Origin of the sequence: Bradyrhizobium sp. AZCC 1610, from assembly GCF_036924515.1 — a bacterium.
Lineage (GTDB): Bacteria > Pseudomonadota > Alphaproteobacteria > Rhizobiales > Xanthobacteraceae > Bradyrhizobium.
Genome location: NZ_JAZHRR010000001.1, coordinates 2,915,014 through 2,932,065, shown reverse-complemented (window position 1 = coordinate 2,932,065; position 17,052 = coordinate 2,915,014). Strand labels below are relative to the sequence as shown.

At 62.9% G+C, this 17,052-nt stretch carries 18 protein-coding genes and 1 pseudogene; 5 read left to right on the top strand and 14 right to left on the bottom strand.

The features are described from left to right. Positions 1-57 precede the first annotated feature (57 nt). From V1279_RS14125 to V1279_RS14100, 6 genes are all read right to left on the bottom strand, one after another. Positions 58-651 carry a class I SAM-dependent methyltransferase gene (locus tag V1279_RS14125; protein ID WP_334436712.1) on the bottom strand — a complete coding sequence of 198 codons (594 nt, stop codon included), beginning with the start codon at positions 649-651 and terminating at the stop codon, positions 58-60. Positions 652-665: 14 nt separating this feature from the next. After that, positions 666-1,715: an N-acetyl-gamma-glutamyl-phosphate reductase gene (gene argC, locus V1279_RS14120; RefSeq protein WP_334436710.1), complete on the bottom strand. Its 1,050-nt coding sequence runs from the start codon at positions 1,713-1,715 to the stop codon at positions 666-668. Then, the gene (locus tag V1279_RS14115; RefSeq protein ID WP_334436708.1) at positions 1,715-2,398 is read right to left on the bottom strand and encodes an FMN-binding negative transcriptional regulator; all 684 of its coding nucleotides are present in this window, start codon (positions 2,396-2,398) and stop codon (positions 1,715-1,717) included. Before V1279_RS14115 ends, argC begins: the two co-directional genes overlap by 1 nt. A 240-nt stretch (positions 2,399-2,638) precedes the next feature. Beyond that, a complete protein-coding gene (locus V1279_RS14110; RefSeq protein WP_334436706.1) occupies positions 2,639-3,628 on the bottom strand; it encodes an MBL fold metallo-hydrolase in 990 nt (329 codons plus the stop codon). A gap of 194 nt (positions 3,629-3,822) precedes the next feature. Further along, positions 3,823-4,353 (bottom strand): DedA family protein, encoded by a 531-nt coding sequence (locus V1279_RS14105; protein WP_334436704.1) that lies wholly within the window; start codon positions 4,351-4,353, stop codon positions 3,823-3,825. Between the two features lie 150 nt (positions 4,354-4,503). Next, positions 4,504-4,953, bottom strand: coding sequence for a PEGA domain-containing protein (locus V1279_RS14100; RefSeq protein ID WP_334436702.1), 450 nt, complete (start codon positions 4,951-4,953; stop codon positions 4,504-4,506). 230 nt (positions 4,954-5,183) lie between these two features. On the opposite strand from V1279_RS14100, the gene parE reads away from it, so the two are divergent. Next, positions 5,184-7,238: a DNA topoisomerase IV subunit B gene (gene parE / locus V1279_RS14095; protein ID WP_334436699.1), complete on the top strand. Its 2,055-nt coding sequence runs from the start codon at positions 5,184-5,186 to the stop codon at positions 7,236-7,238. Here parE and V1279_RS14090 read toward each other — a convergent pair whose 3' ends face one another. Together V1279_RS14090 and V1279_RS14085 are read right to left on the bottom strand one after the other, a co-directional pair. Beyond that, positions 7,239-7,526, bottom strand: a complete 288-nt coding sequence (locus tag V1279_RS14090) for a HigA family addiction module antitoxin (protein WP_334436697.1) — start codon at positions 7,524-7,526, stop codon at positions 7,239-7,241. It abuts the gene before it with no gap. A gap of 3 nt (positions 7,527-7,529) precedes the next feature. Continuing rightward, a complete protein-coding gene (locus tag V1279_RS14085) occupies positions 7,530-7,658 on the bottom strand; it encodes a type II toxin-antitoxin system RelE/ParE family toxin (protein WP_334436696.1) in 129 nt (42 codons plus the stop codon). A 229-nt stretch (positions 7,659-7,887) separates the two neighbouring features. Here V1279_RS14085 and V1279_RS14080 point away from each other — a divergent pair. Next, positions 7,888-8,121 (top strand): annotated as a pseudogene (locus V1279_RS14080) (DNA topoisomerase IV subunit B); the annotation flags it as partial. A 236-nt stretch (positions 8,122-8,357) separates the two neighbouring features. After that, a complete protein-coding gene (locus V1279_RS14075) occupies positions 8,358-9,158 on the top strand; it encodes an outer membrane protein (RefSeq protein WP_334436693.1) in 801 nt (266 codons plus the stop codon). Between the two features lie 83 nt (positions 9,159-9,241). Here V1279_RS14075 and V1279_RS14070 read toward each other — a convergent pair whose 3' ends face one another. Further along, positions 9,242-9,466 carry a hypothetical protein gene (locus V1279_RS14070; protein ID WP_334436691.1) on the bottom strand — a complete coding sequence of 75 codons (225 nt, stop codon included), beginning with the start codon at positions 9,464-9,466 and terminating at the stop codon, positions 9,242-9,244. Continuing rightward, positions 9,442-9,882 carry a hypothetical protein gene (locus V1279_RS14065; protein WP_334436689.1) on the bottom strand — a complete coding sequence of 147 codons (441 nt, stop codon included), beginning with the start codon at positions 9,880-9,882 and terminating at the stop codon, positions 9,442-9,444. Before V1279_RS14065 ends, V1279_RS14070 begins: the two co-directional genes overlap by 25 nt. 160 nt (positions 9,883-10,042) lie before the next feature. Between V1279_RS14065 and V1279_RS14060 the strand changes: the two genes are divergently transcribed. Beyond that, on the top strand, positions 10,043-10,228 hold the full coding sequence (locus V1279_RS14060; protein ID WP_247521200.1) for a hypothetical protein: 186 nt from the start codon (positions 10,043-10,045) through the stop codon (positions 10,226-10,228). A 104-nt stretch (positions 10,229-10,332) separates the two neighbouring features. Further along, positions 10,333-11,103, top strand: a complete 771-nt coding sequence (locus tag V1279_RS14055) for an SDR family NAD(P)-dependent oxidoreductase (protein WP_334436685.1) — start codon at positions 10,333-10,335, stop codon at positions 11,101-11,103. A 104-nt stretch (positions 11,104-11,207) separates the two neighbouring features. On the opposite strand, the gene V1279_RS14050 is transcribed toward V1279_RS14055, so the two are convergent. The 4 genes from V1279_RS14050 to V1279_RS14035 form a co-directional block, all read right to left on the bottom strand. Further along, positions 11,208-11,969, bottom strand: a complete 762-nt coding sequence (locus V1279_RS14050) for an outer membrane protein (protein WP_334436683.1) — start codon at positions 11,967-11,969, stop codon at positions 11,208-11,210. Between the two features lie 375 nt (positions 11,970-12,344). Continuing rightward, positions 12,345-13,130: an outer membrane protein gene (locus V1279_RS14045; protein ID WP_334436681.1), complete on the bottom strand. Its 786-nt coding sequence runs from the start codon at positions 13,128-13,130 to the stop codon at positions 12,345-12,347. A 204-nt stretch (positions 13,131-13,334) separates the two neighbouring features. Continuing rightward, on the bottom strand, positions 13,335-14,537 hold the full coding sequence (locus V1279_RS14040; RefSeq protein WP_334436679.1) for an FAD-dependent oxidoreductase: 1,203 nt from the start codon (positions 14,535-14,537) through the stop codon (positions 13,335-13,337). Positions 14,538-15,381: 844 nt separating this feature from the next. After that, a complete protein-coding gene (locus V1279_RS14035; protein ID WP_334436676.1) occupies positions 15,382-16,884 on the bottom strand; it encodes a caspase family protein in 1,503 nt (500 codons plus the stop codon). Positions 16,885-17,052 lie beyond the last annotated feature (168 nt).

Here is a 17,052-nt window from a genome sequence, read left to right as displayed (position 1 = left end):
CTCACGCGACCAACTGCGGCAATATCCGGGCAATATCGCGGGCTTAGAAGCCGTTCTTCAATCGCCTTTTCGAGCCACGACAAACAGCATCGACGCCATCTTGTCATCGAATCCTTTGACTTCGCCGCTCTCGATCGACAACGAGTTCCAGTTCCCCGCCTCGGCGTAGGTCGCGCGCAGCCAGTCCGGCGACGGATAGTTGTAGTAGCGATTGAGCGTGTCGCGGCCGTCGCCATCGCCGGCCTTGTAGCTGGCGAAGAAATAGCCCGCAGGCTTCAGCGCACGCCAGATCAACCTCAGAACGTCAGCAAGCTGGTTGCGGGGAACGTGCAGCAGGCAGGCATTGGCCCAAACGGCGTCATAGGCCGCGACCTCGTCGAGGTCGTGAAACAGCAGCGTCTCGACGGTGCGGCCGAGATGCTTTGAGGCGATGGCCGCCATTTCCGGCGAGCCGTCGGTCGGGCGGACATCGAACCCACGCGCCAGCATTTCGGCGGTGTCGCCGCCGGCGCCACAGCCGAGTTCGAGAATGGAAGCGCCCGGCGGAAGCTGCGCCAGGAACGCCATCAGCCGCGCCTGGCGCGAGGTGAACGTGCGCGCGGCATAGGCCTCGGCATTACCGCTGTAAAACTGCAGCGTCGCGTCGTCCACCGCGGCACCTCGTGTCACGGAAACAGCGCGATCTGTTCCAGCCCGGCGATTTCGGGCAGGTCGAACATCAGGTTCATGTTCTGGATCGCCTGTCCGGCCGAACCTTTCACTAGGTTGTCGAGCGTGGAAATCACGATGGCGCGATTCTTGATGCGGTCGGCGACGACGCCGATCTGCACATAGTTGGAGCCGCGCACGTTCTGGGTCTGCGGCAGCACGCCCTTTTTCGCGACATGCACGAAGGGCTCATTGGCGTAGGCTTTCTCCAGCGCGGCCCGCAGGTCATCAGGCGTCGCGCCGTTGAGCTTGACGTAGGACGTGCAGAGTTCGCCCCGCGCCATCGGAATCAGATGCGGCGTGAAGTTGACCGTCACCGCGGAGCCGGCGGCGACGCCGATCTCCTGCTCGATTTCAGGCGCGTGCCGGTGGGTGCCGACCGAATAGGGCGACAGCCCCTCGCCCGCCTCGCTGAACAGCGTGTTCTGCTTCAGCCCGCGTCCGGCGCCGGTGACGCCCGATTTCGCGTCGATGACGATATCGTCGACGTCGATCAGCTTGGCTTTGGCAAGCGGCACCAGCGCCAGCAGCGCCGCCGTCGGATAGCAGCCGGGACAGGCGACCAGCCGCGCGGCCGCGATCTTCTCCCGGTAGAATTCGGTCAGGCCATAGACGGCCTCGCCCTGCAGTTCGAGCGCCCGGTGCTCATGGCCGTACCATTGCGCATAGGTGTCCTTGTTCCGCAGCCGGAAATCGGCGGACATGTCGAGGGCCTTGATCCTGGGATTGGCCTTGAGGACCGCGGCGATGATGTCCTGCGTGGTGCCGTGCGGCAGCCCGCAGAACACCGCGTCGAGGCTGGTCCAGTCGACCTTTTCCCATTCCACGAGCCTCGGCAGATCCAGCATGAAGAAATGCGGAAACACGTCGCCCATCGACTTGCCGGCGTGGGTATTGGCGGTGAGCGCGGTGATCTCGGCATTCGGATGCCGCGCCAACAGGCGCACCGCGTCGGCTCCGGTGTAGCCGGACGCGCCGAGAATGCCGATCTTCTTCTTCGAGCTCATCACACGCTCCTTTCAGGCGTCATCGTTTGATTGTCTTGTACCGCAACCGCGGCGAAAGCCAGCGGTCGCGCGGCGCGCATCAGCCCTGCAATGGCGCGCGCGTCTGCGTCGCCTTGCGAGGCCAGCGCCTGGTTCAGCGCCGTATAGTCGGCGTCGGACTTGTGCTGGTTCAGCTTGAAGCTGCCTTCGATCTCCTCGACTGTCATCACCATGCCCACAATCGCCTTCTTCATCGCCTCCAGCCGCCCGGCCGTCATCTTCGACGACAGCCAGGGCTTCTTCGGCAACAGCCGTCCCTCGAACTTGGCGCTGAGCGTGTCGATCTGATCAGCGAGTTCGTCGTCGGACAGTTTGCGCACCGGACCCGTGAGATGCACCGCCTGATAGAGCCAGGTCGGCACTTGGTCAGGCGAGACATACCAGTCCGGCGACACATAGGTGTCCGCACCGTTGACGGCCAGCAGCCAGGACGTCGTCCCGTCCGCGAGCTTTACCAGCGGATTGTGACGGGCGACATGAAACAGCGCGCGCGGCGTGCCGTCATTGTCCGATGTCAGATAAAACGGCAGCGACGAGGCGACCGGCTTCTTGCCGTCCCACGCGCAAGCCAAACCGAAGCCGCGCGCATCCGCGAACGCGAGGCTCGCGGCGCGGTCGGACTTGAACGGTGGAGGCGTATACATCTCAAACTCCTGCTTGACGTAGGAGCCGCCAGTTCAGACCGCGTTTTCTGGGAAAGGAAGTAGCCGCGGGACCCGATCCGGCGGCAGGGGCGACGATCTCAAACGCAGGCGTCCGCCCATACCGCGATAATGCGGCGGCGGCGAGCGATGGTCATGGTCGCGACGATATTCATGGGCGCGGCTATAAGGCCGCGCCCGCCCGGCGTCAAGTTATGACTGCCATTCCGGCAGGGTCTGGCGTCAGATCACCGGATTCCACGGCGCCGGAATCAGCCGGTAACCGTTGCCGTCCTTCTCGACGAAACCGTTGGCCGGGAACGGATAGTGGAAGCCCTGGACCCGCATCTTGTCGGCGACCAGCATGTCGTAGACCCGCCGGCGGGTCTTTTCCGCCAGCGCCGGATCCTGGTCGAACTGCTGGTGCCAGCCCGGATTGGTGACAAACAGCGCCGGGACGTTGGTGACGTCGGCCTGGATGAACACCTTGTCCGAGCCGGATGCGAGAACGTGGGAGGTGTGGCCCGGCGTGTGACCGATGGTTTCCATCGCCGTCAGTCCGGGAGCGATTTCCTCGCCCCACTCGTAGGGTGTCACCTTCTTCTTCAGCCCCGCCTCGAACACGCGGCGGACGTTCTTGAAGTTGGTCTGCATCCGCCCTTCGGGCGCTCGGCTCATCTCGCCCTCATCCATGAAGTATTTCCATTCCGCCGCCGGCACCAGCACCTCGGCATTGGGGAAAGCCGGCGTGTTCTCGGCGGTCAAAAGGCCGTTGATGTGGTCGCCGTGGAAGTGCGAGATCACGACGATGTCGACCGCCTTGGGGTCGAAACCCGCGGCAACCATGTTGGCGCCGAACTGCCCGACATTGCCCTTGCTCGATGCAAAGGCGGCGGCGCCGTTCCCGGTATCGACCACCACGAGCTTGCCGCCGGTATTGATGACGAGCGGCGCGAACTGGATCGACATCTTGTCCTTCGGCATGAAGGCCTTTTCCAGCGCCGCGTTGACTTCGTCCTTCTTGGCGTTGAGCACGAACGTGTCAGACAGCGCGAAATTGTTGACGCCATCCGAAATCGCCGTCACCTGGGCATCGCCCACCTTGTAGCGATAGAAGCTCGGCGCCTGCTTGTCCGCCACAGGGGCAGCCGCCCTTGCGGGCGCTTGCGGCAACAGCGGCGTGGCGGCGAGCGCGGCGGCGCCGGCGAGTGCGTGACGACGTGTCAATTCCATGGTGATGTCTTCCCAGTGAGATGATGGATGCGATGGCGGGATACCCGCCTGATGCGTGCCCTTGGTTCGGTTGCCGCCGCATCTATCAGCGATTCTGCGATACGGCGACGACGGCTTCGCGACAGCAACGCGAAGACGGCTCCGATCCACGTATGGGGCTAACATCCCCGTCATCAGCTTATTCCGGCCTGCCCCTACGCCGCCCGAAACAGCCATTCAGCGATCTTCCCCATCACGTCGCCGACCAGCAGCAGCGCGGCCGACCAGACCAGCGCCGAGACGAAATTGGCGACCTGGAACGGCCAGTAGGACATCTCGAAAATGCCGGCGGCGAGCGGCACCGAGGCCCGCAGCGGCCCGAAGAACCGGCCGATGAAGATCGAGGGCACGCCCCATTTTTTCACGAAGTCCTCCCCGCGCAGCAGGATTCCCGGATAGCGTGACAGCGGCCACATCTCTGCGACGTGTTCCTTGTACTTGAAGCCGATCCAGTAGGAGACCCAATCGCCGAGCGCTGCGCCGATCCCGCCTGCCAGCCAGACCGGCCAGAAGCTGATGCCGCTGACGCCGATCAGCGCGCCGATCGCGACCAGCGCGCCCCAGGCCGGCACCAGCAGCGAGACGAACGCAAGCGATTCGCCGAAGGCCAGCACCAGGACGATCGGGGCGGCCCAGACCTGATTGTCGCGCACGAAATCAGCCAGAGCGCGCACATAATCATCCATTCCGAGCCCTTTCCGCCCCGATTCCTGTCTTTGAACCCTTCTACCGGTTCCGCCGGGAAGAACAGGTAAGCCAGCCCCTTCCGCGACATCAAGTCACAAAGCCGGGGGCCGGCGCGTGAACGCACTTACCGCCGGATGTGAGTGGTGCGATCAGCTCTGGGGCGGCGGTGGCCGCCTGGGCGGGCGCGGTTTCGCCGGACGCGGCGATGCAGGAGCGGTCGGTTGCAGAGTCACGATCACAGGATTCGGCTTGTGATCCAGCGCAGCACCGGTGGCCGCATCGACGCCCATGCCGACCAACCCGCCAAGCAAAAGGTTGCCGGCGAAGCCCGCCGCGCCCGTGCCCGGAACTTCCTTGGTGAGCGGGATGATCTGCGGCTCATACCCCTCCTTGTTGACGGTCACCGTGATGTCGGCGCTGCGCTTGGCCACGACCACGCACGGGGTAACGCAGGCGGTCGGTGCATCCAGCCCGGAGACCTCGGCGGTGGCGCCTGAGGGCGTGCTCGCAATGGAAATGTTCTCGGTCGTTCCACGCGTCACCGACGCGCAGCCAACACACGGCGCCGCGAGTGCGGCGGCCAACAGCAATCTGATCATTGGATTTTTTCCCCTGCCCACCGCAACCTTCACGCAACCCAAGGCTGAAGGCAAGTTCGGTCACCCCGATCGGCTTGGTTATTGTTAATCGAACGCGGTCCGCTTAATGGCTGCCGCTTCCCGCAAGGACGCACCCTGCCCGGCATGAGCCGTCACTTTTTGAGCCCATCCGTGGCATAGTCACAGCAACCGATTCGCTGCCGCGCGCCGCGCGCAACATACGAAGAGCCATGTCCAAGCCATTGAAATCAGCTACAAAACCTAAATCAGCCAACGACCTCTTTGGAGCGGAACCGAAGGGCCGCGCTGCGCCCAAGGCCGCCTCGCGGGCGACCAGCGCCGAGGCTGGCTATACCGCGGCCGACATCGAGGTGCTGGAAGGATTGGAGCCGGTGCGCCGCCGCCCCGGCATGTATATCGGCGGCACCGACGAAAAGGCGCTGCACCATCTGTTCGCCGAAGTCATCGACAACGCCATGGACGAGGCGCTTGCCGGGCATGCCTCGTTCATCGAAGTGGAATTGAGCACCGACGGCTTCTTGACCGTGACCGATAACGGCCGCGGCATCCCGGTCGATCCGCATCCGAAATTTCCGAAGAAGTCCGCGCTCGAAGTCATCATGTGCACGCTGCATTCCGGCGGCAAGTTCGACTCCAAGGTCTACGAGACCTCGGGCGGCCTGCACGGCGTCGGCGTCTCCGTGGTCAACGCCCTCTCCTCACGTCTCGAGGTGGAAGTCGCGCGCAGCCAGAAACTCTACCGGATGAGTTTCGAGCGCGGCCATCCCAAGGGCAAGCTCGAAGACCTCGGCAAGATCAACAACCGCCGCGGCACCCGCATCCGCTTCAAGCCCGACAGCGATATCTTCGGCGCCAAGGCCGTCTTCAAGCCGCAGCGGCTGTTCAAGATGACGCGCTCGAAAGCCTATCTGTTCGGCGGCGTCGAGATCCGCTGGCGCTGCGATCCCGCGCTGTTGAAGGGCATCGAGGATGTGCCGGCCGAGGATAGTTTCCATTTCCCGGGCGGCCTGAAGGACTATCTCGCCGCCGCCATTCACGCCGATACGCTGGTTCATCCGGATATCTTCTCCGGCAAGTCGGGACGCAACGGCGCCCATGGCGCCTGCGAATGGGCGGTGGCGTGGACCGCGGATGCCGACGGTTTCCTCTCCTCCTACTGCAACACCGTGCCGACGCCCGACGGCGGCACGCACGAGTCCGGCATGCGCAGCGCGATGCTGCGCGGCCTGAAAGACCACGCCGAGCGCATCGGCCAGGGCAAGCGCGCCGCCCCGATCACGTCGGAAGACGTCATGGTGGGCGCTGCCGTCATGCTCTCGGTGTTCGTGCGCGAGCCGGAATTCCAGGGCCAGACCAAGGACCGGCTGGCCACGGCGGAGGCGCAGAAGATCGTCGAGCAGGCGATCAAGGATCCGTTCGATCACTGGCTGTCGGGCAATCCGCTGCAGGCCAACAAGCTGCTGGATTTCGTCATCGAGCGCGCCGACGAACGGCTGCGCCGCCGCGCCGAAAAGGAGACGTCACGCAAGACCGCGGTGAAGAAGCTCCGCCTGCCCGGCAAGCTCGCCGATTGCACCAACACGGCCACCGAAGGCTCCGAGCTGTTCATCGTCGAGGGCGACTCGGCCGGCGGCAGCGCGAAACAGGCGCGCGACCGCAAGACGCAAGCTATCCTCCCCTTGCGCGGAAAAATCCTCAACGTCGCCTCCGCCGGCAAGGACAAGCTGACGGCGAATGCGCAGCTCTCCGACCTGATGCAGGCGATCGGCTGCGGGACGCTGGCGCATTATCGCGAAGAAGACCTGCGCTATTCCCGCATCATCATCATGACCGACGCCGACGTCGACGGCGCGCACATCGCCTCGCTCTTGATCACGTTCTTCTACCGGCAAACGCCGCGGCTGATCGACGAGGGGCATCTCTATCTGGCGGTGCCGCCGCTCTATCGCCTCACCCATGGCGCCAAGACGGTTTACGCCCGCGACGAAGCCCACAAGGACACGCTGTTGAAGAGCGAGTTCAACGCCAACGCCAAGGTCGATGTCGGCCGCTTCAAAGGCCTCGGCGAGATGATGCCGGCGCAGCTCAAGGAAACCACCATGGACCCGGCGAAGCGCACGCTGCTCCGCGTGGTGCTGCTGGCCGACGACCGCGAAGGCACCGCCGATTCGGTCGAGCGGCTGATGGGGACCAAGGCCGAGGCGCGGTTCGCCTTCATTTCCGACAAGGCGGAATTCGCCAGCGACGATTTGCTGGACGTCTAGTCAGGCCGCATCTGCGGGCCTGACCCGCCTGCTGATGTCGGCCCCCTTGTCCCGTTCAATCACGGCAATATCGTACTGGCCCTGCAAATCGAGCCAGAACTGCGGATTGTTGCCGAAATAGCGGCCGAGCCGCACGGCCGTATCTGCCGATATCGAGCGCCTTCCATTGAGAATGTCGGTGATGCGCCCCGACGGGACGCCGAGGTCCAGCGCCAAACGATTGGCGCTGAGCTTGCGGGCTTCGAGTTCGCGCTTCAGAAGCCGGCCTGGATGGATCGCGGGAGCCATGTCTTACCCCTTGTGGTAGTCGACGATCTCGACGTCGAAAGCATCGCCCGCGCGGAATTCGAAGCAGATACGCCAGCGGTCATTCACCGTCATGGCCCACTGCTTCTTCCGGGCGCCTTTCAATTTGTGCAATCCGACGCTCCGCAGCGGACTGAGATCTTGGAGGCTCTTGGCGACTTGAGCGCCAATAACAAATCAAGTGCGGCATCGACGTCGAGACCACGGAATTGATTCGAAGAATGGCCTTCCCAAACCTTCCGCGTTGCCGTGTTCCGCCACGATCGGATCCTGGCAAATTCATACTACGTCAAGCAGATACGGCAACCCGTCCCGCATTCGCCCCGTGTCGTGTCGGGTTGCATCCAAGGTCGAGGTCAACCGCTTCAAAGGCCCAGGCGAGATGATGCCGGCGCAGCTCAAGGAAACCACCATGGACCCGGCGAAGCGTACGCTGCTCCGCGTGGTGCTGCTGGCCGACGACCGCGAAGGCACCGCCGATTCGGTCGAGCGGCTGATGGGCACCAAGGCCGAGGCGCGGTTCGCCTTCATCTCCGACAAGGCTGAATTCGCCAGCGACGACCTGCTGGACGTCTGACTTCAGCAGTTGGAGGCGGTTTTCGGGTTATTTCCGGCGCTTTCAGTCGGTTAGCGCCCGAATTTGCCCGTTTTCCAGGCATTTTCCAGTCATTCGTTTTCCGGTGGCTGTGTTCCCCCCGCAACAGCTTTTTGAGCGGGACTGCGTATAGTCACCGCACTGGGTTTTGGGAATCGGGTGCTCGCGCATCTTTAAGAGCGATCGAATTCGACGCTTCTGGACTGAGGGACTTGAAAATGAAGAAGTTAGTGATCGCTCTGACCGCGGTAGCGGCTTTCACCGGATCGGCTGTTGCGGCGGATCTCGGGGCTCGCCCCTACGCCAAGGCCCCGGCCCCCGTGGCCCCACTTTACAACTGGACCGGCTTCTACATCTTCGGTGGTGGCGGCGGCGGACTGTGGAGCGCTGATAGCAACGTGCAGACCTTCCCCGGTGGAGTCGCCCTTAGCCGCGACCAGCGGCACGGCGGCAGCGGCTGGTTCGGAACGGTCGGTGGCGGCTATGACGTGCAGTTCGCCGGCCGGTGGGTGGCCGGTATTTTCGGCGACGCGCAATTCGGAGATATCCGGGGCTCAGTCAGCGATCCCTTCTTCCTCGGAAGCGAAGGTCGTATGAAGCTTGAGACGAGCTATGCCGCGGGTGTGCGGTTAGGCTATCTGGTGGCTCCGAACGTGTTGTCTTACGTGAACGCTGGCTACTCCGGTTCAGAGTGGTCGGGTACTACTCAGAGCTTCAATGTGCCTGGTGGTATTGACGTCGCTACCACGCCTTCTTTCGATCGCAATGGATGGTTTATCGGCGGCGGCGTCGAGAACAATCTCGACCTGTTCGGGATCTCGGCCCCCGGCTGGTTCATGAAGACAGAGTATCGCTCTGCATTCTATGATCGCATTGCCCTGCCGACGACGTTCACCCCTGCCTTCGGCGGTGGTCCGACCGGCACTGCAATTACCTTCAAGCCCTGGACGCAGACCATCAGCACCTCGCTGGTCTACCGCTTCAACTGGGGCGGCGCTCCGATCCAGGCCAAGTACTGATCTCTGCTAATTCAGCAGCTCAAAAGCCCCGGCATCGTCCGGGGCTTTTTTGTTGTTCGGATTTGGGATCCTTCCGAATCGTCTTAGCCACCTGCCACCGCCGCCTTCAGCGACCGGTACGCCCGCTGCAACCGGCACTCGATCTCGGACCAGTCCGGATCCGTCATCGCCTGCCCGCGCGCGTCGCGATAGGCCATCGCCTCGGCGCGGCCGATGCCTGATACCAAGAGCGACGGATCGTCTGCCGGCTTGCCGTAGGTGATTGCGGCCACGCGGGCGACCGTCACGCCGTATTGTTCTGGGCCCACGGCTTCGCGCCTCGCCTGCCACCAATTGAGTTCAAGGCGCGCCGCCTCCGCGACGTCGAAGCCGCCGGGCGTGGCGGATGCGAGCAGGCGATAGTAGTCACGAGTGGCGGCAGCGCGGCGTCGGCCGCCTCGCGTGAACGCGTCGGCTGGAAGACTTTCGCGGCCTGCGCCGCGGCCAGCGCGATCCGAAAACTGTCCAGCGGCGAGAAGTCGAACTGCGTCCGCGACATTTCGTAGAGATGGTAGAACAGTGCGGGATAGCGCTTGTCGTAATAATCGCGCCACATCGCCGTCTCCAGCCGTGCGATTTCAGCCGGCTCGAAGCCGCGCAGATCCGCGTGCCGCGGCCATGCCACGTAGGCGCCGATGGCGCCGAACACCAGCGCGAGCGTGAGAATCACCGTTCTGCGGCTCATGATAGCCCTTGAAATGGCGGTGCAACGAGTTCCGGCCTTGCGGAGCAGGCCTGCTTTGTATTCGATCGAAAGCTACGGTCGCCGCTGGCAATGGTTTCCTGCGGCGGCCCGCGATAAGCGGCACGGCGTCCAGGGCCGGAATGGCGACAGGAGGAAATCCATGGCCAGATCACTTTCGATCATCGGCTTTCTGGCGCTTGCCATCGGCCTGCTGTGGATCGGGCAAGGCACCGGCGCGATTCCCTGGCCGCCATCGAGCTTCATGATCAATCAACTGCAATGGGCGGGTTATGGCGCGCTGCTTGGCGCCGTCGGCCTGATCCTGATCTGGCAGGGCAACCGCTAGATTCGTAGGATGGGTGGAGCGAAGCGATACCCATCAATCACAACGCCTAAAGTTGATGGGTATCGCTTCGCTCCACCCATCCTACAGAAAGCTGGACAACCACCATGAATGCAAAACTATTCAATCTCACCGGCAAGGTAGCCATCGTCACCGGCGGCAATGGCGGCATCGGGCTCGGCATGGCCAGGGGATTGGCAGAAGCCGGTGCGGCGATCGCGGTGGTGGGCCGCAACGAGGCCAAGTCGGCGGCCGCGGTCGCGGAGCTTGCGCAAGGCGGCGCCAAGGCGATTGCGGTCGCGGCCGACGTCACCGACAAGGTCGCGGTCGCCGCCATGGTCAGCCGCGTCGCCGGCGAGCTCGGCCGAATCGACATCCTCATCAACAATGCCGGCATCAATATTCGCAAGCCGCCGGACGCGCTCGATATCGCCGAGTGGAACAGCGTGATCCAGACCAACCTCACCAGCGCTTTCCTGTGCTCGCAGGCGGTCTATCCCGCCATGAAGGCGGCCGGCGGCGGCAAGATCATCAATATCGGCTCGATGATGTCGATCTTCGGCGCCAGCTTCACACCGGCCTATGCCGCCAGCAAGGGCGGCATCGTGCAGTTCACCCGTTCCTGCGCCTGCGCCTGGGCGGCCGACAACATCCAGGCCAACGCCGTGCTGCCGGGCTGGATCGATACGGATTTGACCAAGCGCGCCCGCAAGGAGATCGACGGCCTGCACGACCGGGTGCTGGCGCGAACGCCTGCGGCGCGCTGGGGCGCCATCGGTGATTTTGCCGGGATCGCGGTGTTCCTCGCCTCGCCCGCCTCGGATTTCCTCACCGGCACGGCGATCCCGGTCGATGGCGGATATTCGATCATGGGCTGACGTGCCTCACAGACCTGACGTACGAAAAAAGCCCCGGACGATGCCGGGGCTTTTGTTTATGGGTGAAGCGTGAAAGCTTGCTACTTGCTCAGTACTTTACTTGCTCAGTACCTGGCGACCACCGGAGCGCCGAACTTGTAGCTCAAGCGGATGACAGCCGACTGAATGTCGCGCGGCTTGGCATCGAAGGTGTACAGCCCAGCGGCGACGCCGTCGAGCTGATAGCTCTTGGTCTCAAAAGCCGCGTAGTTGTACTCGAGCCCGAAAATCCAGTTCGGGGTGAAGCCGTATTCCCAGCCGGCGCCAACGGTCCAGCCGTTGTGCCACTGCGTCTGCGATCCCGAACCCGTCACCGGTACCGCGTCAACCACCGACAAGCGGTTGTTGACGCCGGCGTAGCCGCCCCTGACGTAGAACAGGTTGTTATTCACCGCGATACCGGCACGGCCGGTGATCGTCGCCATCCAGTCGGCGCGCCAGCTAAACCGGTCATCAAGTCCGGCGCCGAAGACGGTGTTGAGCACGGTGCCATGGTTGTCGAGGCCCGAGACGGTGCCCTCAAGACCGAACACGAAGTTGCTGGCTTGCCAGTTGTAGCCCACGTGGCCACCACCGAAGACGCCCGAGCCGCGCTGACGGAAGCCGTTGCCGGGCGAGAGATCACCAAACAAGGTGGTGTTAGCGGTATTGACCCACTCCTGGTTGGTCCAGCCGCCACCGACGTGACCGCCGATATAGAAACCGCCCCAGTTGTAGACGGCGACCGGCGCCACGGGAGCCTTGGTGTAACGGGCGGCCATATCCGCTGCGGAAGCACTGACGGTACCGATGGCCAGCGCGGTAGCGGCGAGAGCAATTTTCTTCATGATCTTTCCCAAATTCAACAAGTGGTGCGAGCAATTCAATACTGGAACTATTTAACCCGGTTGCATCCAGGAAGCTGTCACCACATCGCCACACTGACGAAAGTTCGAACACGTCTCAGCCAGAACATTGCCGGCTGAATGCCGCAATTTCGGCCGCGAGAAGGGCCAAACCCGAGATTTGACCACACGCCACAGGAGATGCGGTGGTCTTCCTAGCCTCGCCCGCGTCCGATTCGTCACCGGGTCAGCGATTCCCATCGATGGCGGATATTCCGTCATGCGGTAGCCAACAAGGGCTTGCCGGATCCTCCGCCTCGACGAAAAAAGCCCCGGCCTTGGCCGGGGCTTCTCTATCGTCAGGTTTTTAGTACTGGATCAGTACCTCGCCACGACCGGCCCGGTCGGCCACGGATTGAACTTGTAGCTCACCCGACCCATCACAGCGTCGACATCCGCATCGACGTTACGGAAGAATGCCGCGCCGCCGCAGCTGGCCAACGCCAGGTTACAATTGTGCTGCTTGGAGTCGAATTCGTAGTGCTTGTAGTCGATGCCGAGGATCAGGTTGTCGAGAACGGCGTATTCGAAACCAACGCCGGCATACCAGCCGCCATGCGAAGCGCCGGCATGGTCGAACGTAAGGCCGGTCGCGATTTCGAGGTGCTGGGTGTCGATGTCAGCCTGCGCATAGCCGCCCTGGCCATACACCATGAACCGGTTCCAGGCATAACCGAGCCGCCCACCGATATACCAGATGTCATTGATGCGGCTTTGGCAGGCAAAGCCAGCACCAATCCCGCAGCGCTCACCGATCAAGCCAGCGCTGCTGGTGGTGTTAAAGCCGTTGTCGAGGGCATTATAGCCGCCTTCGATACCGAGGACGAAATTGCCCCACTGCTTCTGGATTCCGGCAAAGCCGCCGTAGATCAAAGCAGTGTCGCTGTTACCGGTGCCCCAGAGGAGAGGCGGAGCATTGTAGAATTCGCCGGCGGTGTCGTGCCAGGCGCCGCCAACCGCGCCGCCGACATAGATACCGGACCAGTCATAGGTAACGACCGGGGGCACCACGGGCGCCTTCGCGATGCGTGCCGGCATGTCTGCGGCGAACGCGCTCACCGCGCTGGCGGCGAGGATTGAAGCAGCGAGTACCAGTTTCTTCATTGTCATTCCCCATTTGGATTGCGCGGGCGACTTGCGCGGATGAGCGTCGAAAACGTGACTAAAGCTAACCGGATTCTGGCTGAAAAACTGTCACCCGGTTGCTACAGTTGCGAGCAATGTTGCTCGGATGCACGGAACCGGGCATATCGCGAGTATCGAAATACTCGATATTTCTCAAGGCTTTGCCTGCTTGTCGCCGTCCGCTCAATGGAACCGCACATGCTCAGGCCGCACGCCGACGCCCACAAACCGCGCCATGATGCCCTGCAGCCACGGCACCGCAGTGACGAGCCGCATGACGAGCGGGACCTTTAGCGGCTGGTTGCCCGGCTTCAGCGCCGCGCTGACGATGTTGTTCTGGACCACGACCTGCATCCGCTGCGTCATCCGCGCCGGAAATTCGCGGCGGCGCCGCACGGCGTCGAGCTCGTCTTCCGATGGACAACCCGTGGCCAGCTTCGCCGCCAACAGGTTGGCGGTCGCGACCGCGTCCTGCACCGCGAGGTTGACGCCGACGCCGCCGATCGGCGACATCGCATGCGCGGCATCGCCGATGCACAGCAGTCCCGGCCGCGTCCAGCGCTTCAGCCGGTTGATCGCGACCGTCAGCAGCTTCACGTCATCCCAGCTTTTCAAGTCGGCCAGCCCCGATTTCAGGATCGGCGCCATCCGCACGATATCGTCGAGCAGCGCTGGCAGACCCCTCGCCTTCACCGCCTCATACTGCCCCTTCGGAATCACGTACGCGCATTGCCAGTAGTCGCCGCGGTCGAAGGTCACCATCATCTTGCCGAGATCAACCCGCGCAAACAGGCTTTCGCTTTCGTCTCCGCGCTTGCCGGCGCGAAACCACAGCACATCCATCGGCGCGCCGATTTCCTCGACTTCGAGGCCGGCGCGTTCGCGCACCAGCGAATGACGGCCGTCGCAGGCAATGGTCAGGTCGGCCGCGATATCGATCACGCCATCCGGTGTCTTCGCCTTCACGCCCGTGATGCGCTCGCCGTCACGAATGAGATCGATCGCTTCCGTCGACATCATCACCTTGAGCGAAGCAAACCGCTTGCCGCTCTCGCGCAGGAAATTGAGAAAGTCCCACTGCGGCATGAAGGCGATGAAGGGATATTTGACGTTGAGCCGGCCGAGATCGGCGATCCGCACCGTTTCGCCGCCGAACATCCCCTCCATCTTCTGCAGGCGCTGATGCGGCAGTTTCAGGAAGCCGTCGATCAGCCCGAGTTCGTCCATCACCTGCAACGTGGAAGGATGCACCGTGTCGCCGCGAAAGTCGCGGAAGAAGTCCGCGTGCTTCTCCAGCACCGCGACGTCGATCCCGGCACGTCCAAGCAGGTAACCGAGCATCATGCCCGCGGGCCCGCCGCCGACGATGCAGCAACGTACTTTCATCGCTCGCTCCTGTCGCTCTTTGTCCGACGGATAAAATCGTTCATCTGCCGCACCTCGGCAATGCAATATGCGATGCGAAAACCGCTGCGCCCGAAAACTAATTTATCGAACAGATTCAATCTGATTTGGGGCGTCCAGTCTTGCTCGCAAATATATACTTCTTCCCTGTCACCCCAAATCAGTGGCTATTTCCGCGCTGTCCCGTCTCGACAAGAGGGGCGTATCGCGATCGTCACGAACGCGAGGCGGGATGCGGTGGACGCAACAGCGTCGGCGCACAACGTGGTCGCAGGGTGAGTAGAACCTCATGAGTGACGAGCGATGCGCAGGACGTACGGCGCTGAAGCGTACGGCAAAACCGTGTGGTCCCGACACCCGTGGCTGGTGCCAAGCTGCCGGTGGCGAACTCGATCCGACCGGATCGATTTAGCCATCAAGCCGGCGGCGATGGAGGCAAGACGAATTCGTCTCCAGGGAGAGCGCGGCATAAGCCGTCAAACCATTGCGCAGGGAATGCCGGAGTGCTCCGGCTGTACCTGTATGCTCGTGTGCGCACTTCCTTGTGCACATTGCACACGAGACCGCGGGTGCAGCAAGCACCCGGCATTCCCTGCTCCCTCTCGTTGGAGGGACAACGTCATGAAAACCTCGGGCGCCGTGCGTCGCGAGAACGCGAAACTGTATCAACGTCATTGCGAGCGCAGCGAAGCAATCCACAGCGCCGCAAAAAGGAAGAATGGATTGCTTCGCTTCGCTCGCAATGACGTGGAGACAGCCAGGCTACGCTCTGTCCCCTCACCCTGAGGAGGCCGCGAAGCAGCCGTCTCGAAGAGCACCAATGCCCCTACCGCCGAAAGCTCTTGATCTCCGACACGCTGCCGTCGCGATAGGTCAATTCCACCGAGACCGACTTGGTCTGCGGCGCGAGCTTCAAATACGGCGTCGCTTCGTGTGGAATGACGCTGGGGTCCCGGGGATTGCACGGTGGCATCTTCAGCACCTTGTCGGGCACCGCGCTGTCGATACCGACGCGCACTTCGCGGATCGCGCAGCGATACGACATCAGATGCGTGTAATAGACCAGCAGGCCGTTGAATTCGCGGAACGACAGCCAACTCGTCGCGGTCATGTCGAGGATCTTGCGCTGGTCGCGGATCAGGGCTGCCTCGGGGTCGAAGCGGATCGGGAACGGCCCCTGCAAGTCGCCATTGGTGTCGACATAACGCACCTGGATGATGGCTGCCGGCGCATCCGCCGGCAGTTCGACCGACGGGTTGGGCATCCGCTTGCGGGTTCTGGGATCGAGCGTGTCGATGAAACCGGTCTCGCGGAAATCGCCGGTGTCCCCCAGCCGCCAGGAGATGCCGAGCGTCGGGTCAGCGATCGAGAACACCACGGTCCAGCCGCCATTGTGGCGCGAGAACATCGCGATCGGCGCGTTCACGGAATCGTTCTGCGGTTTGAGTTGCTGCACCGGCGGCAAGGCCGCCAGCTTCTGCAGCGGCTCGGCAGGCTTCGCCGCGGCTTCCGGCTGCGCCTTGCTCGCCATGCCGTTCAGAAACACGTCGTCGACCATCTGGTCGAAATAGACCGGGATCTGCTTGTGGCGGACCGTTTCCGCCAGTTCGCTCACCGCACGCCGCGTGCGCTGCGCGACCTGAACGAGGTTCGCTCCGGGCTGCGTCAGTTCCTTGGCAAAGGTTCGCGTGAAAACCGAATTGGGATTGGTGTCGTCATTGGAGAGTCGGTCGAGCGCGGTCTGCCGCGGCCCCGCCGAGAACACCGAGAACACGCCTTCCGGCAATTGCGTCATCGGCGCAAGGCCGCCGCGGCCGGCAACCGCGCGGGTGCCGGCGCGTTCGAACGGATTGTTGCGGCAGGCGTCGAACACCAGAATGGCGGTGCGGACCTTCCGGTTCTGCATTCGCTCGATGATGCGGTCGGCGAGGACCGAGGCGTCGCGCACCAGCTCTTCCTGGCCTTCGGTGGCCGCCGGCACGTCGGTCGGCAGCAGGAAGTTCTGCCCCGCGATTTCAAAGCCATGGCCCGCAAAAAAGAAGAACGCGGTGTCGCCGGCGTCGACTGCCTTGTCGAACGCCAGCAGCGTCTGGCTGAACGCCTGCCGGTTCTGGTTTTCCGCCACCATCACCGTGAAGCCAAGCTGCTTGAGCGTATCGCCCATGGTGCGGGCGTCGTTGACCGCCTTCAGCAGCTTGGGCACGTTTTTGTAGTCGTTGTTGCCGACCACCAGCGCGACGCGCTTTTCGGCATAAGCGGGAGCGGCAAAGACCGCGATGCACGTTGCAAGGCCCGCCACCGCGAGCAGTCTGGAAAGCCAACCCTTCATCGAATTCCCCCAGCGCACGAATGGTCCTGGTTTGGGCCGTGCCAAGCCGCTTCATGCCATAGTCGGCATCCCAATGCCCACGGTTCAATGGACCGGGTTGATAGGAATGCGGCAGTTCGATTTGACGGCCAAATGACGGTTTTGGCCGTTATTTGTGCGAGAACATTA